At 46.8% G+C, this 26,450-nt stretch carries 19 protein-coding genes, 8 pseudogenes and 1 other annotated feature; of the genes and pseudogenes, 19 read left to right on the plus strand and 8 right to left on the minus strand.

Annotated elements, in window-relative coordinates; translation table 11 throughout:
* Positions 1-2 precede the first annotated feature (2 nt).
* Positions 3-692 carry a DnaD domain-containing protein gene (locus tag RE628_RS10755; protein ID WP_309158685.1) on the plus strand — a complete coding sequence of 230 codons (690 nt, stop codon included), beginning with the start codon at positions 3-5 and terminating at the stop codon, positions 690-692.
* Between the two features lie 81 nt (positions 693-773).
* On the opposite strand, the gene RE628_RS10760 is transcribed toward RE628_RS10755, so the two are convergent.
* Entirely contained in the window at positions 774-1,607 is an 834-nt protein-coding gene (locus tag RE628_RS10760; RefSeq protein WP_309158686.1) for a lytic polysaccharide monooxygenase, read from the minus strand.
* A 571-nt stretch (positions 1,608-2,178) separates the two neighbouring features.
* On the opposite strand from RE628_RS10760, the gene RE628_RS10765 reads away from it, so the two are divergent.
* The 4 genes and pseudogenes from RE628_RS10765 to RE628_RS10780 all read left to right on the plus strand — a co-directional run.
* On the plus strand, positions 2,179-2,772 hold the full coding sequence (locus tag RE628_RS10765) for an RNA polymerase sigma factor (protein WP_309158687.1): 594 nt from the start codon (positions 2,179-2,181) through the stop codon (positions 2,770-2,772).
* Positions 2,769-3,212 (plus strand): hypothetical protein, encoded by a 444-nt coding sequence (locus RE628_RS10770; protein WP_309158689.1) that lies wholly within the window; start codon positions 2,769-2,771, stop codon positions 3,210-3,212. The genes RE628_RS10765 and RE628_RS10770 overlap by 4 nt, the downstream gene beginning before the upstream one ends.
* Positions 3,213-3,377: 165 nt before the next feature.
* The gene (locus RE628_RS10775; RefSeq protein WP_309158690.1) at positions 3,378-4,358 is read left to right on the plus strand and encodes a hypothetical protein; all 981 of its coding nucleotides are present in this window, start codon (positions 3,378-3,380) and stop codon (positions 4,356-4,358) included.
* A 205-nt stretch (positions 4,359-4,563) separates the two neighbouring features.
* Positions 4,564-4,752 (plus strand): annotated as a pseudogene (locus tag RE628_RS10780) (DUF1801 domain-containing protein); the annotation flags it as partial.
* 50 nt (positions 4,753-4,802) lie between these two features.
* Here RE628_RS10780 and RE628_RS10785 read toward each other — a convergent pair.
* The gene (locus RE628_RS10785; protein ID WP_309158691.1) at positions 4,803-5,855 is read right to left on the minus strand and encodes a PocR ligand-binding domain-containing protein; all 1,053 of its coding nucleotides are present in this window, start codon (positions 5,853-5,855) and stop codon (positions 4,803-4,805) included.
* 201 nt (positions 5,856-6,056) lie between these two features.
* Between RE628_RS10785 and RE628_RS10790 the strand changes: the two genes are divergently transcribed.
* Together RE628_RS10790 and dhaK are read left to right on the plus strand one after the other, a co-directional pair.
* Complete coding sequence (locus tag RE628_RS10790) at positions 6,057-7,193, plus strand: glycerol dehydrogenase (RefSeq protein WP_309158692.1); 1,137 nt, start codon at positions 6,057-6,059, stop codon at positions 7,191-7,193.
* Between the two features lies 1 nt (position 7,194).
* Positions 7,195-8,953: pseudogene (gene dhaK / locus RE628_RS10795) on the plus strand (dihydroxyacetone kinase subunit DhaK).
* 148 nt (positions 8,954-9,101) lie between these two features.
* Here the strand turns inward: dhaK and mtnB are convergent.
* From mtnB to proB, 4 genes and pseudogenes are all read right to left on the minus strand, one after another.
* Positions 9,102-9,745: pseudogene (mtnB, locus tag RE628_RS10800) on the minus strand (methylthioribulose 1-phosphate dehydratase).
* Positions 9,746-9,981: 236 nt separating this feature from the next.
* A pseudogene (proC, locus tag RE628_RS10805) lies at positions 9,982-10,850 on the minus strand (pyrroline-5-carboxylate reductase).
* A gap of 110 nt (positions 10,851-10,960) precedes the next feature.
* Entirely contained in the window at positions 10,961-12,208 is a 1,248-nt protein-coding gene (locus RE628_RS10810; RefSeq protein ID WP_309158693.1) for a glutamate-5-semialdehyde dehydrogenase, read from the minus strand.
* Positions 12,209-12,249: 41 nt separating this feature from the next.
* A pseudogene (gene proB, locus RE628_RS10815) lies at positions 12,250-13,355 on the minus strand (glutamate 5-kinase).
* A gap of 53 nt (positions 13,356-13,408) precedes the next feature.
* Positions 13,409-13,621: a binding site (T-box leader), on the minus strand.
* A 251-nt stretch (positions 13,622-13,872) separates the two neighbouring features.
* Here proB and RE628_RS10820 point away from each other — a divergent pair.
* From RE628_RS10820 to RE628_RS10830, 3 genes are read left to right on the plus strand one after another with little or no spacing between them, the layout of a single operon-like run.
* Entirely contained in the window at positions 13,873-14,373 is a 501-nt protein-coding gene (locus RE628_RS10820) for an ArsR/SmtB family transcription factor (protein WP_309158695.1), read from the plus strand.
* 26 nt (positions 14,374-14,399) lie between these two features.
* On the plus strand, positions 14,400-15,509 hold the full coding sequence (locus RE628_RS10825) for an MFS transporter (protein ID WP_309158696.1): 1,110 nt from the start codon (positions 14,400-14,402) through the stop codon (positions 15,507-15,509).
* A gap of 41 nt (positions 15,510-15,550) precedes the next feature.
* The gene (locus RE628_RS10830; protein WP_309158697.1) at positions 15,551-15,721 is read left to right on the plus strand and encodes a hypothetical protein; all 171 of its coding nucleotides are present in this window, start codon (positions 15,551-15,553) and stop codon (positions 15,719-15,721) included.
* A gap of 138 nt (positions 15,722-15,859) precedes the next feature.
* On the opposite strand, the gene RE628_RS10835 is transcribed toward RE628_RS10830, so the two are convergent.
* On the minus strand, positions 15,860-16,708 hold the full coding sequence (locus RE628_RS10835) for a cupin domain-containing protein (RefSeq protein WP_309158699.1): 849 nt from the start codon (positions 16,706-16,708) through the stop codon (positions 15,860-15,862).
* A 136-nt stretch (positions 16,709-16,844) separates the two neighbouring features.
* On the opposite strand from RE628_RS10835, the pseudogene RE628_RS10840 reads away from it, so the two are divergent.
* Positions 16,845-17,653: pseudogene (locus RE628_RS10840) on the plus strand (carbon-nitrogen family hydrolase).
* On the opposite strand, the gene RE628_RS10845 reads toward RE628_RS10840, so the two are convergent.
* Positions 17,641-18,552 carry a LysR family transcriptional regulator gene (locus RE628_RS10845; RefSeq protein WP_309158700.1) on the minus strand — a complete coding sequence of 304 codons (912 nt, stop codon included), beginning with the start codon at positions 18,550-18,552 and terminating at the stop codon, positions 17,641-17,643. The pseudogene RE628_RS10840 and the gene RE628_RS10845 overlap by 13 nt on opposite strands.
* 186 nt (positions 18,553-18,738) lie before the next feature.
* Here RE628_RS10845 and lepB point away from each other — a divergent pair, with 186 nt between their 5' ends.
* The 8 genes and pseudogenes from lepB to RE628_RS10885 all read left to right on the plus strand — a co-directional run bounded on the left by lepB (position 18,739) and on the right by RE628_RS10885 (position 26,444).
* The gene (lepB, locus tag RE628_RS10850) at positions 18,739-19,308 is read left to right on the plus strand and encodes a signal peptidase I (RefSeq protein ID WP_309158701.1); all 570 of its coding nucleotides are present in this window, start codon (positions 18,739-18,741) and stop codon (positions 19,306-19,308) included.
* 212 nt (positions 19,309-19,520) lie between these two features.
* The gene (gene leuC / locus RE628_RS10855) at positions 19,521-20,948 is read left to right on the plus strand and encodes a 3-isopropylmalate dehydratase large subunit (protein ID WP_309158702.1); all 1,428 of its coding nucleotides are present in this window, start codon (positions 19,521-19,523) and stop codon (positions 20,946-20,948) included.
* A 21-nt stretch (positions 20,949-20,969) separates the two neighbouring features.
* On the plus strand, positions 20,970-21,560 hold the full coding sequence (gene leuD, locus RE628_RS10860) for a 3-isopropylmalate dehydratase small subunit (RefSeq protein ID WP_309158703.1): 591 nt from the start codon (positions 20,970-20,972) through the stop codon (positions 21,558-21,560).
* A gap of 448 nt (positions 21,561-22,008) precedes the next feature.
* Positions 22,009-22,733 (plus strand): annotated as a pseudogene (locus tag RE628_RS10865) (copper amine oxidase N-terminal domain-containing protein).
* A pseudogene (locus tag RE628_RS10870) lies at positions 22,625-23,454 on the plus strand (N-acetylmuramoyl-L-alanine amidase). Before RE628_RS10865 ends, RE628_RS10870 begins: the two co-directional pseudogenes overlap by 109 nt.
* A 48-nt stretch (positions 23,455-23,502) precedes the next feature.
* Positions 23,503-24,087: a GerMN domain-containing protein gene (locus RE628_RS10875; RefSeq protein WP_309158705.1), complete on the plus strand. Its 585-nt coding sequence runs from the start codon at positions 23,503-23,505 to the stop codon at positions 24,085-24,087.
* A gap of 195 nt (positions 24,088-24,282) precedes the next feature.
* A complete protein-coding gene (locus RE628_RS10880) occupies positions 24,283-25,713 on the plus strand; it encodes an N-acetylmuramoyl-L-alanine amidase family protein (RefSeq protein WP_309158706.1) in 1,431 nt (476 codons plus the stop codon).
* Positions 25,714-25,793: 80 nt separating this feature from the next.
* Positions 25,794-26,444: a GerMN domain-containing protein gene (locus tag RE628_RS10885; protein WP_309158707.1), complete on the plus strand. Its 651-nt coding sequence runs from the start codon at positions 25,794-25,796 to the stop codon at positions 26,442-26,444.
* Positions 26,445-26,450 lie beyond the last annotated feature (6 nt).

Genomic DNA, 26,450 nt, shown 5'->3' on the forward strand with positions numbered 1-26,450 from the left:
AGATGACGATGAACGATAGCTGGAAAGTATGGTCCAAAGGGATTTCCTTCGGACTTGAGGCGGCAATGGTGAATATTCCTCATGTTCTGTTCGTCCATTACCGGCAGCTGCATTTAGATGAAATGGAAGTCATGCTGCTTGTTCAGCTGCTTTCATTCAAGCAGGTGGAGCATAATGATTTTCCTTCTATCGATCAATTGGAGCTACGGATGGGCACGGCGCCCGGAGGGCTCTCCCCTGTCATCAGACGGCTGATGAAGGAAGGCTGGCTTAGTATCGATGACTTCATGGACGAAGCCACCGGGATACAATCGGAGTGTTACAATCTATCGGGGATGTATGAGAAGCTAGGGAAGTGTCTTGCTGAGCAACGTGCCGCTGGGCGGCAGGCTGAAGCACAGGTCACAGCTCCCGCACCGAAAGAGGAAGAGCAGAGGAACTTATTCGTTGTTTTCGAGAAGGAATTTGCTCGTCCGCTGTCCCCGATGGAATGTGAGACGATCTCCGGTTGGGTGGATCAGGATGGCTATCCTGAGGATTTGATACTGCTTGCTCTGAAGGAAGCTGTATTCGCTGGTAAGGTACATTTTCGGTACATCGACCGAATTCTACTGGAATGGAGCCGCAATCGCGTCAAGACAGTAGAGGATGCGAAGGCTCATATTCAGAAGTTCCGTACCGGGTCGCGTTAAGCCGACAGGATGTAGCGAATTGAATAGATATATGAAGAGCCAGGCCTCCGTAAAGGAGCCTGGCTCTTTGTTATATAGCCGTCATTGATTAGGTGCAGGGCCTATTAGTTTCCACGGTCCATATTGTCCAGTCGTACCTGGCTCTTGGTTCTGTGTCCACCAGAGCGCTTCCCACAACTGTCCGTTGTGCAGGACAATTTCGCCCTCTGTATATACTCGGATGTTATTCCAGACGAGGTATTCACCGAAACGGTTTGGATCACCTGGGAAGCCGGGCGCCGGATTTGTAGGTGCCGATGGATTAATGGAAAGGTTGACATCAATGACTTGATAGAACGCATTAACTGTATCGGCAATATCCCAAACAGCTACGATGACATAATATCCTTGGCGGTCGTTAGGAATAAAGCAGTCGTTGTATACGTCATTTGGCGGGATTGCGCCGTCATCCACATATCTGCAGAACAGCTCCAGATCCGACCGTTTCAACGGCGAATTCGGATCCCAGCCTTTCTTGGTAATATAATAATCCCAGGTATTTGTACTATGATTAGCGACGATTTTCCAATGGAAAGTATGCTCCCCACCGGTCATGTTCACTTTTGTCCAGCGAGTTGATGACTGTGCATCAAGCTCAAAGAATTTGTTACCGCTAGCAATTTTTCCATCAGGCACACCGATTTCTGGGAAGTCACCGCGTCCCTCAACACTCCATGGCTCATATTGTACGGCTCCGCAGTTCGTATTCTGTCCTGTATAACATAAATTAGCGCGGCTATTTACCTCATAGCCATGCGCAGATGCGCTATTCGCGAAGATCAGAGAGCATGCCAATATTAGAAATAAGGTACCTGCTGTAAAGTAGAGCATCTTCAGTCTAGAGAAATGATTGCCAGAAAAAGCTTGAACCGTCATATTAACTCCTCCTTCGTTTAAACAAAATAAAAAACCACTTTATTCTAGTTAATACAAAGTTAGCGATTACATATGACTGAATTCTTGGGTCCTGCAAATCTCAGAAGTATATTCGCAGCAGTAACCGCCCTCCTCCTTTCACAAATAGCAATTATGATCAAATCCCGAAGCTAAGGCTGTATACCTATCTAAACCTTGAATGAAGCCAAGATTCTTCAGGAATGATACTAGTCCTGTAAGAAGCATCAAATAGACTTGAGATAATCAATCTTATATTTCAAAGTGCAGAATATTAAAAATTTTAATTGTTAAATTTGTTATATATTATTCCAAATTACTAGAAATGTCAATTACTTTACAAAAAAAGATATATTTTTATTTATATGTTATTTGGTAGCGCGTTTATAGCTGCATAATTCTACAAATGATTCTTTTCTATGAAATTCTGATCCGAGATGCTAACTAAGTTACTCTTTATCCGTTACATAGTACAGGGAACAAACTTTCAGAGGAAATCTAGGCGACAAATTTAAATAAAAATATTTTTCAAATGATGCAGGGGTTGCCCAGGTTGCCGACGTCTATTATATGGAAGGAGGGGAGAAAGATTGGCGAAAAGGATGAGTTGCGCTTTATTCAGAAGCTCAGGCAAGGGGACCGAGAGGCTTTCCGTGAGCTTGTGCAGACTTACCGGAATCATGTCTATCGTATAGCTTACTCTGTGCTGCATGATGAACAGGAAGCCGAGGACACCGCGCAGGAAACTTTTCTGCAAATCTATAACTCTCTCTCCGAATACCGTGAGCAAGGCTTCAAGACCTGGTTAACCCGAATAGCCCTACATAAAGCGATAGATATGAAGCGTAAGCGAGAGCGCCGCAGAGAACAGCAAGGGAATGTTATTGAGTTGGCTTCACGTATGCCAGTCCAATCGGAGCATATATTACAAGGTCTACTTGAAGAGGAACAGAGGGATGAGCTAAGGCAGAAAATCAGACAGCTTCCGGACGGACATCAGATGATTATTACAGCCTTCTATTTGGAAGGCAAAAGCTATGGTCAGATTGCTGCTGAGCTTGAAGTCACCGAGAAGACGGTGGAATCGAAGCTGTATCGCGCACGAATATGGATGAGAGAGCATTGGAAGGAGGAGGAATGGCAATGAGAGCAGATAGTCAAGTTTCCCTGCAGGTCTGGAAGGCGTATATTCAGGGAGAGCTGACTCGGGAAGAAGAACAGCAGTTGGAGAACAGGCTGCTTGAAGATGAGGAAGCGGTGCTTCTCTATTCCGAAGCTCTCTCATGCTTGGAGAGTACAATACCGGAAATGAGAGAGGAAGAGCGGTGGCTTGAAGGACTGATGGACTCATTACCGGTGGCCACAGACCCTGCGAAGGAGCAAGGTCCAATCGGCAGATGGTTCAATCAAGCTTGGCTGCAATACGTGATTGCTGCGTCGATTACTTTGCTGCTGATGACAGGAGGGTTCTTCGATCATTTATTCTCAAGGGCTAATGAAGTGATCAACCATCCGCAGCAGGATATCTCGGTTAGCGATAGGCTTATGAAGGCAACCACCGGCTGGTTCGATAAATGGAATAAGTAGCTAAGATAGCTTGTTGAATACAAGATACAGAAAGGAAGGAATGACATTGACACATTATCGCAATCGCTTGCTTGCGCTCATATTAAACCTGATTCCCGGCCTAGGTCATCTTTATTGGGGAAGAAGGTAAGAGGGTGCTATACCCGGTATTTTTCTTCGGGGATCTTGTTCGGAGTACTATTAGCACTAGCTTCAAGAGAGGGAGCTTTCGTCGCTATAACCGCTGTTGCGGCGTTCATTCTCTGGTGCATCTCGATGCTCGATCTTATTATCGTACTATTACGGGAGCCTGCTGCCGTTCAACAACCGGTAGTATCGGATCCGCTTGATCCGCTGGGAATTATTCCACCACCGATGAGTCAAAAGGATAAGGATACCGAGCGCTTCTTCATTATTCTGCTCTCGTTCGTGCCCGGCCTCGGACATTTCCAATTGGGACTGATGCAGAGAGGGCTGTCCTTCCTAATCTCGTTCTTCGGATTGTTCACAATGTTGCTGTTCGTAACGGGAATTACACATGAGTCGATGTTTCTTCTGTTCCTTGGACTACTGCCGATCATCTGGCTCTATTCCATGTTCGATGCAGTTGGTCTCGTTCATCGCAAGCAGGCCGGGGAGATTATTCAAGACCGCAACTTGTTCGATGAATGGGAATCCGGCCGGATCGATGGAAGACGCAGCAAGATTCTTGCCACGCTGTTATCGGCATTTCCAGGTGCGGGTCAAATGTATCTCGGTCTTCAGAAGCGAGGTTTGCAGTTAATGGTGCTGTTCCTCGGAAGCTTCTATATAATCGATGTATTGCGTTTAAAAGTATTTCTGTTCGTGATTCCGATTATTTGGTTCTTCAGTCTATTCGACGGTCTGCAGCAAATTAGCCGTTATGGCATTCTGCCGCTAGAAGATCGGCCTTTAATCGATGGCAAAAGAAATTATCAGAATTGGCTCGGTATCGTTCTGATTCTACTTGGCGCTTATTATGTATCTATGGATCTATTGGTGCCAGCGATCGAGAAGTATTTCCCAGAGCTAAAAATTAGTTACTTTGTTCGTGAATATCTACGTCCGGTGTTGATTGCCAGTCTATTAATCGGCGGCGGTGTGAAGCTAGTGTCAGTCGGCACGAGGAATAAATCAGTGCAATAGAACTAAAACATACGCGAACAACTAGAATCCCCCTTTGTTTATTTCAATAACGAAGGGGGATTTTGGAATGCGTAGATGAGATTGAACAGTGCCAGATTTTTTTTAAAAAAATTTAGATGATGTCGATTCTGTGATTTCCCATTCGTTATAAAGATAGGAACGGCTTCCAAGCAGTTGGAGCGGGTAGGTTTCAATCTAAAAAAACGAGTATGCCGCTGTCATCTCAACCTCGAAGGATGCGGTTAGCTTTACGATCTTTAATCCGGCGGGGATTGAATTCCCGGAAGGAATGTTCGAGGGTCCATCAGAGCGAAAAACGATAAAGCTACGACAAGGGCAAGCCTATGACTCGGAACAACTGGAGAATCTTGTCATTCAGGCCTCGGCTATGTAGAACAATCCATTAGAATAACCCTTCGTTGATTTAAAATAAATGACGGAGGGTTATTCTTTAGACAATCCCTTATACATGTTTCGGTACGCAACCGGGGTAAGACTCTCGAACTTCTTGAACGTCTTAATGAAATACCCTGCGTCGCAGAAGCCTAGATCATCGCTCACCTGATTGACCAACAAATCAGTAGATTCTAATAACCGTTTGGCCCATTCAATCTTCAGTCTGGCGATAAAGACAGAGAAATTCTCTCCCGTCTCCTTGGTGAAGATACGGCTGAAGTAGCTAGGGCTAATATGGCAGAGCTTGGCCATCTCTTTCAAGATGAAATTCTCATTCTTATGCGTATAAATATAATCAAAGGCGGGCTGGAGTGCAGAATTCGAGGAGATGAATTTACCGGCTCCGTTTTTTAATTTCGTGTTGATCAGCGCTCCTGACAATTCTTGCTGGATCGATTGAATTCTGCGATATGCACGGTCGGCCGGATCAAGTTCCCGACTAGAAGTGGGGCCAGAAGCGTCTAAATTTGAGGTCAACATTCCTTTGTACAAATCGACGGTGGTATGCTTCTGAATCGCTTCTTCCACGATATAGGTGCTTAACTGCAGCAGCAGATCCACGCATTTCGTCACTTCATCATAAGTTAGGACTGGCAAATCATTGTAATGCTCCTCCAGCGCTTGGAATTTGCGATGGGTCTCGACATTGGCAGGCCGAGATACGACCTGTTCCATCAGCGGCATATCTGGTTCACGGAGCTTAAGCTGACCGGCCATAATGGCGCCAAGATATTGATTGTCGATAATGATCGGTATGGCGATATCGATAATATTGAAATGGCATAAATAGATATAAGGTTTATTCTGCCGGACGGCTTCAAGTCCGCCGCGGGCATCGCATTTTTGACAATATTGGGAGAGATGAGAATCCTGACGTACCCCTTGGCAGAAAGGCTGACAGTAACTGTGCTTGGTCACGGGAATCCCCTTATAATCGACCGTCAGAATGGCCATTTTCGTCACAAGCGATAGAGCATCCTGCAGCTTTTCCCATTTCTCCAGATCTATTATCTCCTCTAACTCAAATCGTGATTTGGACATGTTGGTAGTCTCCAATTAAGTAAAATTTACACTAAATCTATTATATCGAATTGTTCTACAAGAGGACAAGAAAATACAATTACATAGAATGATGACAAGAAAACACGATAAGAAAACGCTTTAAATTAAGCTCTTTGTTTCATGCTTCTCGGAATAGAGCATCCTATAATTAAAATATAATCTATTTGAGGAGGATGTAAGATGAGAAGAGCGTTTATTAGTCCAACGAAATATGTGCAAGGGGAAAATGAGCTGTTGAACCTAGGTTATTTTGTGAAGACATTTGGTGATTCTGCGCTGTTGATTGCACATCCTGATGATGTAGCACGTGTAAAGAACAAGCTTGAGGCAACTAAACATAAATTCAATATTACATTTGTAGAAAGTGGATTCCATGGGGAGTGCTCGCGACAGGAAGTAGCTAGATTGCAGGCGTTGGCGAAGGAGCATAACTGTGCATGTACGGTTGGTCTTGGCGGTGGCAAAGCGATTGATACGGCAAAATGTGTAGCTGAAGGCGAAGCTCTGATCATCGTACCAACGATCGCGGCCACCGATGCGCCGACAAGCCATTCCGCGGTTCTCTATACTCCAGAGGGAGAATTCGATGATTATGCGTATTTTAAGCAAAGTCCAAGTGTTGTCATGATCGATACGACAGTCATTGCTCAAGCGCCGACGAGATTTCTCGTTGCCGGGATGGGCGATGCGCTCTCGACTTATTTTGAGGCCAGAGCTACAGCCAATTCGTATTCTAATGTGAACGCCGGATTGCCGTGTGGAGTTCGCGAAGGTGTGTGCGGCGATGCCAAAGGGACGATTACAGCACTGGGACTTGCCAAGCTATGTTATGAGACACTGCTGGAGAACGGATATAAGGCCAAGCTGGCCTGTGATCAAAATATTGTAACCCCGGCTTTGGAGAATATCGTCGAGACAAATATTCTATTATCAGGACTAGGCTTTGAAAGCGGCGGACTGGCGGCGATTCATGCGATTCATAATGGCCTGACTGCCCTGGAAGGGACGCATCATTATTACCATGGCGAGAAAGTAGCCTTCAGCACGATTGCCCAATTAGTGCTTGAAAATGCCGACCGGGCAGAAATGAAAGAAGTTCTTGATTTCTCCCTTTCCATCGGGCTCCCGGTATGTCTGGCAGATATCGGTGTTGAGCATGTGAACTATGAGGAATTGCTGGAAGTGGCTAAGAAAGCATGTATCGCTGAAGAGTCCATCCATTCGATGCCATTCCCAATTTCCGAAGAAGCGGTTGCGTCGGCGATTATGGCTGCTGACCAATTGGGACGTCAATATAAATTGACCAAGGAGGTTTAAAATGAAGAAAATTATGAACAAGCCTGAAACCTTGGTTCGGGAAATGTGCAACGGACTAGTGCTGGCGCATCCTGAGCTAGATTTCAATTATAAATTTAAAGTTATATCCAAAAAAGAGATCAATTCTGATAAAGTAACGCTGATTAGCGGCGGCGGGAGTGGGCATGAGCGCTCATGCCGGATTTGTAGGTAACGGGATGCTGGATGCGGCTGTATGTGGCGACGTATTCGCTTCTCCATCGCAAATCCAGGTGTATCAAGCGATTCGTAATACGGCGGGTAGCAAGGGAACCCTGCTGATCATCAAAAATTATAGCGGCGATATTATGAATTTCAAAAATGCCGCTCATCTTGCCGGTGAAGATGGCATTGAGGTGGATTATGTCAAGGTGGATGACGATATCGCTGTCGAGGATAGTCTTTATACGGTAGGGAGAAGGGGCGTAGCGGGCACAGTGCTCGTCCATAAGGTTGCTGGAGCGGCTGCTGAAGCAGGCCTGTCATTGCCAGAAGTGAAAGAAGCAGCTCAGCACGCAATAGACAATGTCCGCAGCCTTGGCTTCGCTTTTACCTCCTGCACAGTGCCGGCCAAGGGTACGCCAACATTCCAGATCGAGGATCATGAGATGGAATACGGCGTTGGAATCCATGGTGAGCCAGGGATCCGCAGGGAGAAGCTGGTGACTGCTGATGAGTTGGCAGAGCGCATGGTCACATCATTGTTGGATAATCTGCAAATCAACGATCAGACGGAGCAGGAGGTCGCCGTATTAATTAACGGGTTTGGTGCCACACCGCTTCAGGAGCTGTATCTGTTGAACAATTCGGTCATTCGGGAATTAAATGCGAAGAACAAGAGAGTGTTCAAGACGTTTGTCGGCAACTACATGACAAGTATCGATATGGCCGGCGCTTCCGTGACGATTATGAAGCTCGATGATACGTTAAAGAAATGGTTGTCTGCGCCTTGTGATACACCGGCACTTGCGGTAAAAGGTCCATTTGAGCCAGTAAGTTATTCCGAGGTTATCCATGAGGAAAAAACGGTAGGCGACGTATCGTATAAGAACGAGACCGATCCTGCGGCAGCAGTCATTAAGAACGATCGACTATCGTTGCAAAATATCGTCTATTTGCTCGATCAAATGAGTGAGGTCATTATCGAAAATGAGGTTCCGTTCTGTGAGCTCGACGCCCACGCGGGAGACGGCGACTTTGGAATGAGTGTAGCCAAAGGCTTCAAGCAGTTAAAAGTGGAGTGGGGGGAGATTCTTGCTCACCATGGGCAGAATATCGGTGATTTCCTGGATGCCTGCTCACTTGTCATTATGGAGCACTGTGGCGGGGCCTCTGGACCGATCTGGGGATCAGGCTTCCGGGCAGCAAGCAAGCATGTTCAGCAGAAGCAGGAGCTGACCGCAAGTGAGGTTGCTAGTATGATGCAGGCTGTTGTCAAAGGTATTCAAGATACCGGTGAGAGATCATTCGGCAGAGGAGCCGTCGTTGGCGACAAGACATTGATCGATGCGCTTGTACCATTTGCAGACCAATGGACGAAGAGCGCAGAGCAGGGTGACGATCTGAAGCAGGCGGCAGCTAAGGCGGCTGAAGCAGCGGTCCAAGGTGCGCAGAAGACAGCGGAAATCGTAGCCAGGATGGGCCGAGCTGGCACAGTAGGCGAACGAAGCATCGGATACCCGGACGCAGGTGCGTATGCGCTCGGTGTTATTTTCACGGAACTGGCGAAGGCAATGAAATAATACGAACTGACTTTGGGGAGATTTGTCTTATTCCAGTGAATGTCGAAACAATTGCAAAGGGAACAGTCCTCGTTGGGAAAATCCATCGGGGCTGTTCCCTTTGCTATTTACAGTAGCAGGGAGAATAAGACTGATAATTGAAAGCAGATTATCGAAGCAGGGCGAGGCGCCGATACTCCAGTTCAAAAATAAATTCAAAGGCTTCCAGGTGCCGTTTGGCTTCCCAGATGCTGTTGCCCCAGGCATAAATGCCATGATTGCGCAATACGAAACCGGGAATATCGGAATGAATGGCTCCGGGTACGAGTCTGGCGATGGAAGGAATATCTATGTTGTTAGGCAGTACGGGAATCGCGATATTCGCATTTTCTTCCCAAATCCCAAGCTGCTTGATCAACTCGTTACTTTGTGCTGGGATGAAGCCGTGGTCCCCGTAATAATCACTAATCAAGTTATTAAATACGGTATGTACATGAAAAATAGCGCTACAGCCGGTCATTCGGTAGATTTTAGCGTGAATCAGGGTCTCCGTACTTGGCTTGAGCGAGGTTATCTCGCATGCTTCGCCTGTAGCATCGACAAACAGGAAATCCTGGGTGTATGCACCGCTTTGTCTTTACCGCTAGAAGTGATCGCAAAATAAAATTCATCAGGAGTATACCCGCCGACACGAGCGGATAAATCGCCGCTTGTGCTGGGGGACCAGCCCCTGGCTGCTAACTGCTCCTTCATTTCCTTAAGCTCGGTAAGCACGGCTTGCTTCTCTTCCAAGGTGATTTGTGCATAGGCCATCATTGACTACTGTCCCTCCTTAAGGATACAAATCTCCTCTAATTCCTATTTGCTTGAACACCACATATCCAAATGATTTGAAGTAATCGTATGATTGCTAAGGACAAATTATAATGCTTGTCAGTAAAATTGGCCCGATGAAGTAGGGATCATCGGGCCAATTTCATGGTTAGTTTATGGAGTTTCGTACATTATTGGGACTAGCCTTGCAGATTCGGTAAGTTGTCTAGGACAACTTATTTTAACGCTTCCTTTACGGCTTGCCCCATCTCACGGGAACGCTCCTCCGCTCTGCGGACGGCGGCTTTGACAGTCTCTGTGAAATTGCCCTCGCGCAGCTTATCCAATGCCGCGAGGGTTGAGCCGTTCGGTGATGTAATATCGGCACGCAGCTTGGCCGCTCTTCGCCAGTCTCGCGCATCATCACTGCTGCTCCAAGTACGGTCTGAATTGTTAATTCCCGCGCCTGCTCTGGGGATAGCCCACCTTCAATGCCGGCGGCGATCATCGCCTCCATCATGAGGTAGACATAAGCCGGGCCGCTACCTGATACACCCGTCAGAATCTCCATCTTCTCTTCAGGAATGACTGAGACAGTCCCGACGGCCTCGAACATCGTCAGTACCTGTTGTTTTTGTTCTTCACTGACTTCGTCAGAGAAGGAGATCCCAGTTGCACCGTATCCAATGGAGCTTGAAGTGTTCGGCATCGTTCTGGCGATCGGTGCTTCGAAGCCAAGTAACTTCTGGATCGTGTCGATGGACAAGCCGGCGATAACGGAGACGAGCAATTGCTTCTCCGAGAGATGAGGAGCGATCGCAGTGATGGCCTCCTTGGCATCTTTCGGTTTCATCGCCAGCACGATGATTGAAGCCTCATCCAACAGCTTATTCTTTTGCTCCTCCTGATTGCTAGTAACTACACCGTATTGATTCGTCAGATATGTCAGACGCTCCTGATTACTGCGATTCAGCATCGATATCGAGGTAGGCTCGGCGACCTGTTTATGAATAAGTCCACGGACGATCGCTTCCGCCATGGAGCCGGCACCGTAGAAGCAGATCTTGCCTGAATGTGATTCGTTAATGTTCTCGTTAGTGACCATGATAGGACCCCTAATGTTGATAATTAGTTTTGTTATGTCTAAGCTATTTTGCAAATTATAAACACTTCGGAAATGTAACGGAAATAGGTTCTGCACTATAATTCGTGTGATTAACCGCGGACTTGACCGTTGCCGTGAATGATATATTTAGTTGATGTCAAGGCTGGTAGCCCCATCGGTCCACGGGCATGCAGCTTCTGTGTGCTAATGCCAATCTCTGCACCAAAGCCGAATTCGAAGCCATCAGTGAAGCGGGTGGAGGCATTATGATAGACTGCAGCTGCATCCACTTCTTGAAGGAAACGCTCGGCATTTGGTTGATCCGCTGTCACAATACACTCGGAATGCTTCGTGCTGAAGCGGGCAATATGAGCCAGTGCTTCATCCAGATCCTTGACGACTTTGACGTTAAGAATATAGTCATTGTACTCGGTAGCATAATCCTCTTCTGTTGCCGGAACAGCCCAGTCTACCAGTGTTCTCGTCTGGTCGCAGCCTCTAATCTCTACGTTCGCTTCTTTGAACTGCTGCGCCAGAGTAGCTAGGTGTGTGGAAGCAAAATTCTGATGAACCAACAACGTCTCCATCGAGTTACAGACAGAAGGGCGCTGCACTTTGGCATTTAGCGCAATATCTGCCGCCATTGCTACATCTGCGGTGGCATCGAGATAAGTGTGGCAAATGCCTGCCCCTGTCTCAATGACCGGAACGGTGGCATTATTGACAACGTTCTGAATAAGCGAGCTGCCGCCGCGCGGAATTACGACGTCGAGCAATCCGTTCAGCTTCAACATTTCGTCAACCGAAGAACGGTTGGAATCCTCGATCAATTGCACCGCATCGCGTGGTATGGAAGTCGAATCTAACGCTTCATGGATAATCTCGACGATCTTGCGGTTGGAGTCAATAGCAGCAGAGCCACCTCTAAGAACAACAGCGTTACCTGTCTTCAGGCAGAGGCCAATAGCATCGACCGTAACATTCGGACGCGCTTCATAGATCATGCCGATAACGCCGAGTGGAACGCGGCGCTTCACGATGTGAAGTCCGTTCGGCCGTTCGAAGGTCTCCAGCACTTCTCCGATGGGGTCCGGCAGCGAGACGATCTGTCTCAAACCTTCTGCGATGTCAAGAATACGATGTTCATTCAGGGCGAGTCGATCGAGTAGGGATTCGCTTGTTCCATTGCTGCGTCCACGAGCAAGATCCTCCTGATTAGCGGCGATGATCTCTTCGTTATGCTCTACCAGCGCATTGGCCGCGGCAAGCAACGCTTCGTTCTTTTGTTCGGTAGTAAGTCCACCAAGGGCGGAGCAGGCGATACCTGCAAGTTGTGCTTTCTGTCTTACTTCACTCATTTCAAATACCTCCTTAAAATTTATATGTAGTGCCTAGATGATCAAGCTTTCAATGATATCCATTCGTCACGATGAATGACTTCCAGACGGTGGACGCTGTTCATCGTCTTCACAACCTCGGAGCTTGGCAGTCCCATGATATCTTGTATCTGCTCCGCATCATAGTTCACGAGGCCGCGACCAAGTATCTCGCCGTCCGAGTTAATGACCTCAACAACATCCCCGGCTTGGAAATGTCCTGTCGATTCACGCACCCCGACTGGAAGCAAGCTGCGTCCCCATGAATCAGCGCTTCTTCAGCGCCAGCATCGACCGTCAATGTACCGATCGGAATCGATAGGAAGCCTAGCCATTGTTTCTTACGAGGCAGAGCCGAGTCATTTGCTTCGAAGTAAGTACCTTGTCCTTGTCCGTTCACTACTTGCGTAAGCTGCCCCGGTTGTTTGAGCTTACCGATGAATACAGGAACTCCGCCGCGAGAGGCGATCTTGGCTGCGTCTATCTTGGAGCGCATGCCTCCGGTTCCAACGGAGGAGCCGGATCCGCCAGCAATCTTATAAATTTCATCATCAATCTCCCGAATGCGGTCTAGGCGCCGGGCTAACGGATCGATGCGTGGGTCCTTCGTATATAATCCATCCATATCCGTCAGGATGATTAATTGATCTGCTTTGATCAGATTGGCCACAAGGGCGGATAATGTGTCATTATCGCCGAATTTCAATTCATCAATAGAGACGGTGTCGTTCTCATTGATAATCGGAAGGATGCCTCGACCGAGCAATTCTTCCAACGTCATACTTGCGTTGCCCATCCGCTTGCGGTTCTGGAAATCGGAGCGTGTAAGCAGCACTTGCGCCGCCGATATGCCATGTACAGTTAGCGCTTCGCGATAGTTCTGCATCAATAGTGCCTGGCCAACAGCTGCGGCGGCCTGCTTCTCATGCAGCAGCTTCGGTCGCTCGGCATATCCGATCTCACGGAATCCTGCTGCAACCGCTCCGGAAGTGACGAGTAGGATCTGGTAATTTTCAGCCTTCAGGGCAGCTAGTTCGGAGGAGAAAAAGTCGATCGCCTCACGGTTTAATCCTCCCTCCGGTGAGGTTAATGAGCTGCTGCCTATTTTAACAACGATGCGTCTTAACATGGAGTTCACTCCTAGTAATAGGTTTATAAACAAAAAAACTTTCGCCTTTGCTCGCAAAGGACGAAAGTTTTACTTCCGCGGTACCACCTTAATTGATGATTAACTCATCCAACTTGATTACCCGGTAACAGGGGTACTGTCCGCTCTTGGTGAGCGGCCGCTCAGGGGTAGGTTTCGAAGAGGTGCGAAGTGCAAATTCTTGCAGCCGAGGAATCTGCTCTCTGTGGTCGCATCGCTCTTGTACTTGGTCCCGTCATAACGTTTATGTTCATGAAGAGATTATTTGTTATTGCTAGAATACCATGTGTCGCTTAGCTTGAAAAGAAGTTCAAGTCAAACTGTTCTTAAGACACCCTATAGTACCTGTCCGAGATTTTTTTATTTTACCTATTGACAGTTGGTAAAAGGTGGATTATTATCAATTCAAATCCGATCTAAAAAATTAGATCGATCTAAAATAACAGTTCGAATTAGAAATGTAGAATGATTTCTGTATCCAAATAGAGGAGGCATTTACATGAACAATGAACAATCTCAGTTTCTCGATATCTCCATAGAACAGGCTAAGCTACTGGGCAGCGCGCAGCGAGTTAAAATTATCACAGCACTTGTTGATACTGCTAAAACATCCAAGCAAGTGGCAGATGAATTGGGAGAATCTCCTGGCAGTATTCACTACCATATTCAAAAGCTTCATGAGGGTGGACTGATCGATCTAGTAAACACCCGGACCGTAGGGGGAATCGTGGAGAAATACTATCAATCGAAGGCTAAGTGGTTCAATACCAAGGGGGCTAATATGATCGATCCAGTGCTGGCTGACGGTTACGAAGCAGCATCTGCGACAAAAGTCAGCTTGCGTATGCAGCTTTCGCCCGAACAGAGGGAAGAGATGTTGGCGGAATTCAGGTCTTTGCTTGAAAAATGGGTTGCGGTTTCCTCGGCTTCGAAGGCGGAAGACAGTGAGGAATATGCAATTGGCATCAACGTGGTTTCGGCAGAACAGCTCAAAAAGTAATTCATTTGCTGAAGGCGGTGTATTCTGTGGAAATATTTAAAAATCGTAATTTCGCGGTGCTCTTTGTAGGCCGCATTCTGACGAATATCGGCGATAACTTATATGCGGTGGCAGCCATGTGGCTGGTATATAATTTGGGAGGTTCTACATTGTATACTGGGCTTGCCGGTTTCCTATCGATCCTCCCCCGTATTATTCAACTGTTCTCCGGTCCGATGATTGACCGTGTTCCGCTACGGGGGCTGCTAGTATATACACAGTTGTTTCAGGCATTACTGTTGCTTATTGTACCGCTAGCGTATTATTTTGACTTTTTGTCTGTTGGCTTAGTCCTTACAATTACACCTATTCTAACGACACTGAATATGTGGTTCTTTCCTGCGCAGCTTTCGGCTCTACCGAAAATTCTCGATAAGAAGCATCTATCACAAGGGAACTCCTTATTCACTATTGCATATCAAGGGATCGAAGTGGCCTGCCATGCGGCTTCCGGTGCTTTGATTATCATCCTCGGCGCGGTTTCGCTCTATCTTTGGAATTCGCTTGGATTCTTTATTGGAGCGCTGCTATTCACTCAACTCAGAATTAGGCCTTCCGACAAAAATATATCTAACAACGACATAACACCTCTTGAAAAAAACGGAGTAAAAAGCTCCAAATCAGCTCGTAATCATTTTAATAACTACATGTCAGACATGAAAGAAGGAATTAGACTGATTGTGGCTACACCCTTAGCGCGTATTCTATTCGGCATTATCTTGATAAATGCAGCCGGGGGAGCTACCTTTACTGTCATGCCCGCTTTTGCAAAAAGTCTAGGTGGAGCGCAGATATATGGATTTCTGTTGATGGCGCAAGCTTGTGGAAGTTTGCTGGGTGCCATCCTAGCTCCTTATTTGAGACTGGAACGAGTACGTTTGGGTTATCTGTTTGCTATTGCTTTTTGTCTCGCGGGAATTGCTTGGTTTCTTAGCATATTTGGCCATTATATTTGGCTTGTCATTCTGGTCTACGGCTTGGTTTGGTTTCCAGGAGGGGTCACCAACGTTATCGTCAACACAGTTCTTCAGAAAGGTGTGCCAGAGAAGAACCTGGGACCGTCTTTGCAGCCGCTACGGCAATCAGTGGCATTGTAAGCCCACTCGGCAGTTTGATCGGCGGTAGTTTGGGGGTTATCGTGGCAAGTTCTACAGTGATTGCAGGCTGCGGGATTGCTGTGATCTGTGTAGGTGTATTTTGGCTATTTGATCCTGCCACCCGAAGACTTCCTACCGTGGAACAAGTAGATACATCTTGGTTTGCGTCGTCTGTACGCTCGGACTCTGTCTCAGTATCTGCTTCGACGTAGAATTAATGTTGAAGGAAAAGTTTGCTAAGTTGATCTTGTAGTAACCAGATTCCAATCCTAGAACATAGAAAGTAGCTGCGATTTCGCAGCTATTTTCTATGTTCTGTCGCAAGCGAAGTTTGTGATTTTTATTAGAGATTAGCGTGAGTACGACTGCACCGGGTAGCCTGGATAAGCTGGGTATGGCAGTGGAGATGCTTGAGGACCCCCATATGTTGGGTAAGTGTTCGTCATCGCTGCCCAATGTGGCCTTACTGGCATTGAATATGCTTGCATCTGGGGTATGGACTGAAGGCCAGTAGGCTGTGGAGCCGCTTGGTTCCCATAAGTTTGGCTTGGCTGTAATCGCTGCGTTGATGCTTGTTCAGGCCGTACTTGTTGGACTGCTCCCGGCATCTGCTGAATCTGTGCCTGCTGAGGGGTACGTTTCTCATTGTTATAGGGACCAGATTGCTTGCAATTTTTTGGCGGGCCAAGAATAACTGTTGATGTGATAGGGGCGAGCGTCTGTCTGACCTCGGCCTCATTTAGGCAGTACGTATTAGCGAGTACACTGGCAGGAGTCAGTCTCAGAATGTCCGAACCGAAGATCACCTCTGGAATTGGGGCATCAAAAACGGCCAGCAGATGTGTATTATCCGTCGTTGCGATCTCATAATGCCACCAGCCCTGCGGAACATTGGCAACTTGGCCTGGCGTGATTGGCAAGTTAAGCAATTGATTGGTAAAAGGATTGATTAGGGTGACGACGGCCGAGCCGGTGATACAATACACTAATTCGGAAGCATTTTGATGATAATGAGGTTCAATCGTTCCACCGGTGCTAAGGAAAATATCGAGCAATGAGAAGTTTCCCAGTGTATTCAATTGATTGATTGACAGGGAATTAATATAATTTTGATTGTCTTTCTTGAAGAATAGGTTGTTCTTTAAATCGTAAGTGAAATTGACATTGGGCGAGGTATAATCCATGTAGGAGATAGACATATGCTGTACTCTCCATCCTTTCGATTAAAATTGATGTGGTATTCTATGCATTCGCCCAGTGGCTAGTGATTGAGATTCCCCTTAAGCATGGGGTTACGAAGATAAAGCATATCGTATTTATAAGGAGGATAAATTCATGGTTAATGAGAGGACCGATTGGAAAATTGCTCTAATCCAGACGCAGATAGCGGCGGGCGATCCGGATCGCAATCGAGTAATGCTGGAGCACAAAATGAGGCAGGCTGCAGAAGCGGTAGTGAAGCCGGATGTTATTGTATTGCCTGAAATGTGGAATTCAGGTTATGCACTTGAGCAAATCAATGAACTAGCTGATCTAGATGGGTTGACGAGCCGGACCTGGATTTCAGAGTTTGCTCGGAAGTATCAGGTTCATGTCGTCGCTGGATCGATTGCTGAGAAAAGAGAGGGCCTGGTGTACAACACCATGCTGGTGTTTGACCGGACGGGACCGAGGTAGCAGCTTATTCCAAAATACATCTGTTCGGGTTAATGAATGAGGATAAGTATTTGGTGGCAGGGGATAGAGCCGTTACGTTCAAGCTTGACGGGATAACGGCGGGTGCGTCGATCTGTTATGACATTCGCTTCCCGGAGCTTGCGCGGTCATTATCTCTAAATGGTGCACAGATGTTGTTCTTGCCTGCCCAGTGGCCGCATCCACGCTTGCAGCACTGGCGTACACTTCTAACCGCACGGGCCATTGAAAATCAGATGTATGTGATTGCATGCAATACGGTTGGCATAAAAGGCGATGATCATTTCTTCGGTCATTCAGCAATTATTGATCCATGGGGAGAATGGATTGCCGAGGGTGGGGAGACAGAGGAGATCGTGACTGGTAGTATCGACCTCACTCTAGTCAACACGGTGCGCCAACGGATTCCCGTCTTTAAGGACCGTCGTCCGGAGGCTTATGAGTTGTAGCGTTCTGCCAGGATCCTCTTGAACGTCTCAATGAATGCCTCCGCTGCCTTCGATAAATAACGCCCTTTACGGTAGGCGATAACGAGTGTGCGACTGGGAGCAGGATTGCTGAGCGGTAGATAGACCGGAATCAACTCACTACGTTTGGCTCTCGCGATGAAGTGAGGAACTAGCGTAATACCCATCCCGGCCGCAACCAGGGACTGGACAGTCTCTATGTTATTACTCTCAAATACAACGTTCGGTTCGAAGCCAGCCTGATGACACAGATCGATCGTTATTTTCCGGAAGCCTTGTCCTTTCTTCAGTACGATGAATGGCTCGTCCTTCAACTGTTTCAAGGAGACTCCGCTTCGATTTGCGGACTGGCTTGCCAGGGGATGCTGGGGTGGAACGGCCAGTTCGATCGGTTCTTCGCCAATTGGCTCGTAGGTAAGCGTCGGCTCCTGTAGCGGTAAAGAGAGCAGGCTCAGATCTGTGCCGCCTCCAGCGGTCAGCTTCTCTAGATTTAACGAGGTATCTTCTCGCAGTATAATATCAATGTCTGGATAAGCGGCTTTGAAGGCAGGCAGTACATACGGGAGTAAATGTGAGCCTGTTATTGGCATACTTCCAATTACGACGCGTCCAGCGCGAAGCTGGGAGATGTCATCCATTTCTTGGCGCAATTCCTTAACGGCATCCATAATCTTACGGGCATGCTCGATGAAGCTCTCGCCTGCATAGGTCAGCTCAACCGCGCTGGTGTTGCGCTGAAACAACTTGACACCGAGCTCCTGCTCCAGCTTGGACAATTGCTGGCTTAGTGAAGGTTGGGCAATATGCAGTTTGTCGGCAGCGCGTGAGAAGTTCTTTTCCTCGGCTATTTGAAGTGTATATTGCAGCTGTCTTAGTTCCATAAGTGCACCTCTTTTGATAGATAGATTTATTACGACGCATATTCACGTTGCTTATATGTTTTACCTATAACTATTATATGATATATAGGCAAGATTAGTCAGATAGAATATCCTGTTCCGGTAATAAATGTCGAACATGTTTGTTAAAGGAGATTCATTCTATGTATAATAGGGATAGTAGAACTCATGGGAGGTATTTGTGTGCGAAAAATATGGAAAGAGGTTCAAGGCTGGGGCATAGCAATCATCATTGGATTTGTACTTAGTATATTGATCGGTATATTCGTGATTCAACCTTATAAAGTGGATGGACACTCTATGGAACCGACACTGAAGGATACTCAACGAATCTACGCGTGGAAGATCAAGCATACACTGGATAAGCTGCCTAAATACGGGGATATCGTTATCGTGGATAGCCGCGTGAACCGGAGCCGTACTTTCCTGGATGATTTATTGGAGCATCCTATCATTAATTTAGTATCTGGCAAAGCAGATAATGAAATTTTTTATGTTAAGAGAGTGATCGGCTTGCCGGGTGATACGATAGAGGTTAAGGACGGCCATGTGTACCGCAATGGAGCAGAGTTGAGCGAGCCCTACATAAAAGAACAGATGGACCTCGGACCGGCTGAATCATGGGAGGTTCCGCAAGGGGATATATTTGTAATGGGTGATAATCGCAATCATAGCAATGATAGCCGCAGCATTGGTCCCGTTCCGTTGGATCATGTGATGGGAATTGATTTTAAGTAGACTTGAATATTGAACTGTATCAGGCATCCGTTAGGGTGCCTTTTTAAATGGATTTCTTATAGGCCAAACCTATCACTTTTATAGTTTTTATATCTTGGAACAATGAAGAGTTAAATGATATATTGATTTCAATATACGAGTCAATGGTTAGCAGCAAGAAATGCTACGCCTGACTTGTTCAATGTTCGAATCCTTGTGTGGGGTGAATTTAAATGAGCAACCAAAACAAAACGTTGTATGAGAAAATTTGGGAAAATCACGTGATTTATCAAGAGGAAGGTAAGCCTAGCATTTTGTACATCGATCTACATCTCGTTCACGAAGTAACGTCACCGCAAGCGTTCGAAGGCCTCCGATTGAATGGGCGTAAGGTGCGCCGTCCGGATCTGACGTTTGCAACGATGGATCACAATGTACCGACGAAGGACCGTTACAATATTTCGGATCCCATCTCCAAGCAGCAGATCGACACACTGTCGCAGAACTGTAAGGATTTTGGCGTTACGCTGTATGATCTGGATACGATCGACCAAGGTGTCGTTCACGTTATGGGGCCTGAACTCGGCCTGACGCATCCGGGTAAGACGATCGTGTGCGGCGACAGCCACACTTCGACGCACGGCGCTTTCGGTGCGTTAGCTTTCGGGATTGGTACAAGTGAGGTTGAGCATGTAATGGCGACGCAATGTCTCCAGCAGGCGAAGGCAAAGACTCTGGAAGTACGCTTCGTCGGCAAGCGTAAGCCAGGCGTTACAGCTAAAGACTTGATTCTTGGCGTCATTGCCCAATACGGAACGGATTTCGCGACAGGTTATGTTATCGAGTATACGGGTGAAGCGATCCGTGAGCTGACGATGGAAGAGCGGATGACTGTCTGCAATATGTCCATTGAAGCTGGAGCAAGAGCGGGATTAATCGCACCTGACGAGACGACTTTTAACTATTTGCGCGGACGTGAGCATGTACCGCAAGGAGCGGATTTTGACCGCGCTGTAGCTGAATGGTCTGATTTGAAGACCGATGAAGGAGCTTCATACGATCGCGTTGTTGAATTTGACGTCGACTCGCTGGTTCCACAAGTAACCTGGGGAACAAGCCCGGGTATGGGAACGAATGTGAATGCAAGCGTACCTAATCCAGCTGATTTCACGACAGAGAATGAACGCAAAGCAGCCGAGAAGGCGATTGAATATATGGGACTTACTCCAGGCACACCGATGACGGAGATTGAGATTGATTATGTATTTATCGGCTCTTGCACGAATGGCCGGATCGAGGACTTGCGTGCGGCTGCAGAAATCGCTCGTGGTTATAAAGTGTCCGATAAAGTAACGGCAATCGTCGTACCGGGCTCTGGACGTGTGAAGTTGCAAGCCGAGCAGGAAGGGCTTGATAAGATCTTCACCGAAGCAGGATTTGAATGGCGCGAAGCTGGATGCAGTATGTGTCTAGCGATGAACCCGGACGTACTACAGCCAGGGCAGCGCTGTGCTTCTACTTCGAACCGTAACTTCGAGGGTCGTCAAGGTCGCGGCGGCAGAACTCACCTCGTCTCTCCGGCGATGGCTGCAGCAGCTGCAATCAATGGGCGTTTCGTAGATGTACGTGAGTGGAATGTCATGAGCGAGATCGTAAGCTAAGGGAAGAGGAGGAGCATTATCATGGAAGCATTTAATAAACTAACGGGTATCGTCGGTCCTGTAGACCGGGTTAATGTGGATACGGATGCTATTATTCCGAAGCAATTTCTAAAGCGTATTGAGCGTACGGGGTTCGGACAATTTCTGTTCTATGAATGGCGCTTCGATACAGAAGGCAATGTGAATCCGGAATTCGAACTGAATAAACCGCGCTATAGCGATGCATCGGTTCTGATCTCTCGCGCCAACTTTGGCTGCGGCTCCTCCCGTGAGCATGCACCATGGTCGATCCTTGATTATGGGTTCCGCTGCGTAATCGCACCATCTTTTGCCGACATTTTCTATAACAACTGCTTCAAGAACGGAATTCTGCCGATTAAATTGTCAGAGGAGCAAGTTGAAGAATTGTTCCAGCGTACAGAACAGCATGAAGGCTACAAGCTGACCGTCGATCTGGAGAATAAGACGATTGTTGATGACTTCGGACTTAGCATCTCCTTCGATCTCGATGAGCACCGTCGCCAATTCCTACTGCAGGGCTTAGACGACATTGGTCTGACATTGCAGCATGAAGAACTGATAACTGCCTACGAGAAGCGCAAATTCGCTTAAATTAATTATTACTTAATCAATAGTCGATTCCCCTTGTTCTTTCCTACTTGGAAGCAAAGGGAGTCGGCTTCTTTTTGTTTGTGGATAATGGATAAGTTATTTAACCTCCTTTATTTCAATTTATATAGATTGGTAGAATTTCTCTCGAATATGAAACTTTCTTCATTAAAAATCCGTTATGAAATTTGTATGTATCTGTCACTCTCTGAAATATGAGTCTATCAGAAAACGCTATTATCTGATATCATGGAAGTTATTAGCAAACTGTGCGGTTGATTAGTTTTTAATCTGTTAGATGGTTGTCGGAGATATGTCGGATGCCGGAATTTGCTTTGTCAGATCTTGCTGCAGAAGTTGTTGGTGCTGCTCGCACTGCTGCAATCTCGCGGTAAATTACGAGAATGGTAGGGATAAGATGATGAAGAAATTGAGGTTCATAGTACTGTTCATGCTCTGTTTGTTCGCTATTCCGGGAATCAGCCAGGCGGCTTCCTCGGTCAGTACCCATATTTATCTTGACGGTTCTGAATTAGCACAGCCGGAGAAAGCACAGGCCGGGATAGTTAACGGGAATGTGATGGTCCCTCTACGTGTTGTGCTTGAAGGCCTTGGTTATGAAGTCAATTGGGAGAAGAAGACGGGAAGTGTGACAGTCTCACAGGCTGATACTACCTTGAAATTTGTAATTGGTGAAAAGACGGCCCTGTCCGGGACCGTAAGATTGAGCTTCGAGCAGCACCGTTTCTGCAGAATAACAATACACTTATTCCACTTCGCTTCGTAGGCGAGGAGATGGGTCTTCAAGTAAGCTGGGATAATAAGACAAAATCCGCTTACCTTTATAGTCCGGATGGTGGATCGGGCTCGGGGCTGGGGGAGGCAAGTCCGCTTCGAAGCCAGATGAGGAGGACGGGAAGCCGGAGAGTGTCCCACAGCAAGGTGATTCAAATGGTGGAGGAAGCACTGTTCCTTCAGCTTCGCAAGCTATGCTCAATGGTATTAGCTTCAGTGATAATCGTCTGCAAATCTCGGCATCTAACGATATCGAACCGAGCGTGTTCAAGATGGATGCACCAGACCGGATTGTTATTGATCTGCCGCAGACGTCTTTCTCTGAACAATTTGCAAGTGCCCTGCTACTGGATGACTCCATGCGGGGGCAATTTGCGGTAGCGGACCATCCTAGCGTATCTCAAGTCCGCTATGCTCTATTTACTAGCAATCCCGATACGGTTCGTATCGTACTTGATCTCAAAGCACCAAGTCCGTACACTGTTACTAGAGATGGTCTAGGCCTGATTACAATAGATCTGACAGAATCTACGGCGGTTACACCGTTTCCTTCCGGTGGCAGCGGGAAGAAGATAGTTGTTATCGACCCAGGACATGGTGGGACACAGCCAGGCGCTTCAAGTAAGAGCAAAAAGGTAGAGAAGGATTTCACACTAGCAGTTGGCTTGAAAGTACAAGCCTTGTTGGAACAGGAACCAGATATCGATTTCGTTCTTACAAGAACGACCGATGTCACGGTAAGCCTGCAAGACAGAGCCAAGTTGGCGAATGATTTGAAAGCTGACCTATTTATTTCGATTCATGGCAATAGTATCGATCCACCTGCTAATCCTAGTGGTTCCGAGACGTATTATACGAGAGAGAGAGCATTCCATTGGCGAATGTAATGCATAAGCATCTGGTAGCGGCGACAGGACTTACTGATCGTAAGGTGCGTTATAGTAGCCTTCATGTTACAAGAGAGACGAAGATGCCAGCGGTGCTGCTTGAGGTTGGGTATTTGAGTAATGATAAGGATGACGCCTTGATGTATACTGAGGAATTCCAGCAAAGAGTGGCCGAAGGGATTGTTGCTGGTATTAAGGAATATTTAGGACTGTAATCATCAATTACACGCTTGAAATGCGTAAGTCCCAAGGGGGAATGAAATATGAAGAAATTATGGCTCTCAGGATTGTTGGCGATATTAATCATTGCTTCTGTCGGATGCGGCCAAAAACCGGAAGCTTCACCGCAGGGAAATGATAGCTCTTCTTCGATCCAGGATCCGGTAGCAGCGGCACCGGATACGAATGGCGGTGGAGACAATGAGGGACAGAGCGGAATTACCGATCCGGCTACCTCGGAAGAATTGAAGGCTGACATCACGGTATATTTTACCGATGAGGATATTATGGATTTGAAGCAAGTCCAGCGTGAGATTACATACACTGACGCTAACGACAAATATGAGACAGCCTTTAAAGCTCTGCAGATGGCAGATGAGGGATTGATCTCACTGTGGGACAAGGTCGAACTGAACACGTTAGATTTCTCAAAGGGTCAGCTCGTGATCGATATTACAATTCCGCCAGAAGCTAGGCTCGGTGCTGGAGGAGAATCGCTTGCGATCGAGGCTTTGAAGAAGACGATGTTCCAATTTGACGAGGTGGACAGCATCGAAGTGACCGTGGATGGCAAACAGCTTGAATCGTTAATGGGTCATGTCGATTTGGAACATCCAATTACTAGATGATAGACTCAAATTCTGATAGGAATAGTTTCCGAGAATCTCGGAAACTATTTTTTTTCGGTTTGCAAAATAAGAAAATTGGCATATTATCGCAACTTTTGTGAGTTTTGGACGTCTAATAGTTCGTCTGATGATGGCCGGGCTATTGTCAGTTACCTGACATCATGAGTCAAAATACTTGAATGGTAGGGGTGAAGGATGAAAAAACTTGGCTTTGGTGTGTTGATGTTTTTTGTAATGTTTATGTTAGTCCTTCCACAGATCGGTCATGCTGCCTCGGGTGGTACGAGCATCGTCTTGGATGGAAAAACGCTGAACTTGCCTGCGAACGGACAGGTTCAGAATCTGAAGGGCAATGTAATGATTCCAATTCGTGTCGTCTCGGAGGAACTTGGTTTTGACGTCAATTGGGAGAAAAAGACGCGCACGGTAACTATACAGCAATCAGACACTGTATTGAAACTGGTCGTGGATCAGAGCACGGCTATCGTCAATGGTGATAGCGTAAAACTGCCGATGGCTCCTAAATTAGTGAGCGATACGGTGATTGTCCCGCTCCGATTTGTAGGGGAGCAGATGGGACTTCAAGTAAGCTGGGATAATCAGGCGAAGACTGCTTATCTTGTATCGCCAAACTCTGGATCGGGTTCAGGCAGCGGAGGAAATGCCGGCAATGGCAACCAAACACCCAATCCCGGACCGGTAGAGAATTTGGCCAATGTAAGTGGAATCAGCTTCAACAACAACCAGCTTATGATTGCGGTAGATAAAAATGTGAAGCCGAGTGTGTTCACAATGTCCGGACCAGATCGGATCGTCATCGATATTCCGAATGCTCGCTTCGGTGACAGCTTTGCAGCCGGACAGAACTTGGACAGCAACAAGAACGGATCACTGCAAGTAAGTGATTATCCAGGGATTTCACAGATTCGCTATGCATTGTTCAGCGACAATCCTTCGACCGTACGGGTTGTAATGGATATGGACAGTGCCAAGAAATATAAACTAGTGAACAACAATGACGGACTAGTCATTATTGATCTTAATGTTGAGGACTCTACATCTCCAGGAACTACTCCGGGGGGTGGCGGTAATGGCAAGAAGCTGGTTGTCATCGATGCTGGTCATGGGGGAAGCGATCCTGGAGCGATCAGTGTCACCAAGAAGAATGAGAAGGACTTTACCCTAGCTGTTGCGCTAAAGGTTCAGGCATTGCTTCAGAAGGAATCACAAATTGAAGTCGTCATGACTCGGGAGAGCGATACATATCCGACATTGAGTGATCGCTCCAATTTGGCGAATAAGTTGAATGCGGATATCTTTGTATCTATTCATGGCAACTCGGGACCGTCAACAGCGACAGGAGTGGAGACGTTCTATACTCGCTCGGATAGCGCTCAGCTTGCTAATGTTATGCATAAGTATCTTGTGCAGTCTACGGGGCTCGCTGATCGTAAAGTTAAAACGCAAAGCCTGCATGTAACCCGCGAAACAAAGATGCCGGCTGTACTTTTGGAATGTGGGTTCCTTAGCAATAGTAGTGATGAATCCAAGATGTTCACGGAGCAATTTCAGGATAGTGTAGCTAACGGGATTGTAAAAGGAATTAAAGAGTATTTTGGAATGTAATCATATAGTTTACTCAAAGTCCGAGTTCAAAAGTCCGTTCAAAAGCGGACTTTTTGAACTACTTTGTATAGGAGGTTACGATGATGAACAGAAAACTAATTGTATCAGGAATGCTGGTTCTTCTGCTCGTCCTGAGTACCAGTTGCGGACAAAAGCCGCAGGTTTCCCCATCTAATGGAGTTACTCAGGAACAGGTGGGAGCAGACGGAAAAAGCGATTCGCTCAGCTCAGAAAATGAGCAGGGAAGCAATGCCGAACAAGAAGGTAATACCGGTAATTTAGGGCAATCAGAAAATGGAGCTAACCAGGAGACTGAAGGGAACAGTTCGCTGAATGAGAAGAAGACTGCAAAGATCGAAACTTATTTCAGCGATGACCAGATGCTTGAATTGCAAAAAGTGGAGCAAGAAATCACCTATTCAAGTGACGACGACAAGTATTTAGCGGCCTTAAAGGCTCTGCAAAGTACTTCGGATCAAAAATTGTTTCCGTTGTGGGGAAAAGCTGTGTTCAACTCTGCTCAAATACAAAATGGTGAAGTTGTAGTGAATCTGTCTCTGCCAAACGAAGCAAGACTTGGCGCTGGTGGCGAAGCGATGGCTCTTGACGCGCTTAAACAAACTCTCTTTCAATTCTCTGAGGTTAAATCGATTCAATTGCTAGTCGATGGTCAAGAAGTGGATACCCTGATGGGCCATGTGGAATTAGAACAACCTTTGACTAGAAATTAGCCGAAA

The organism is Paenibacillus sp. D2_2 (genome assembly GCF_031199965.1).
Lineage (GTDB): Bacteria > Bacillota > Bacilli > Paenibacillales > Paenibacillaceae > Fontibacillus.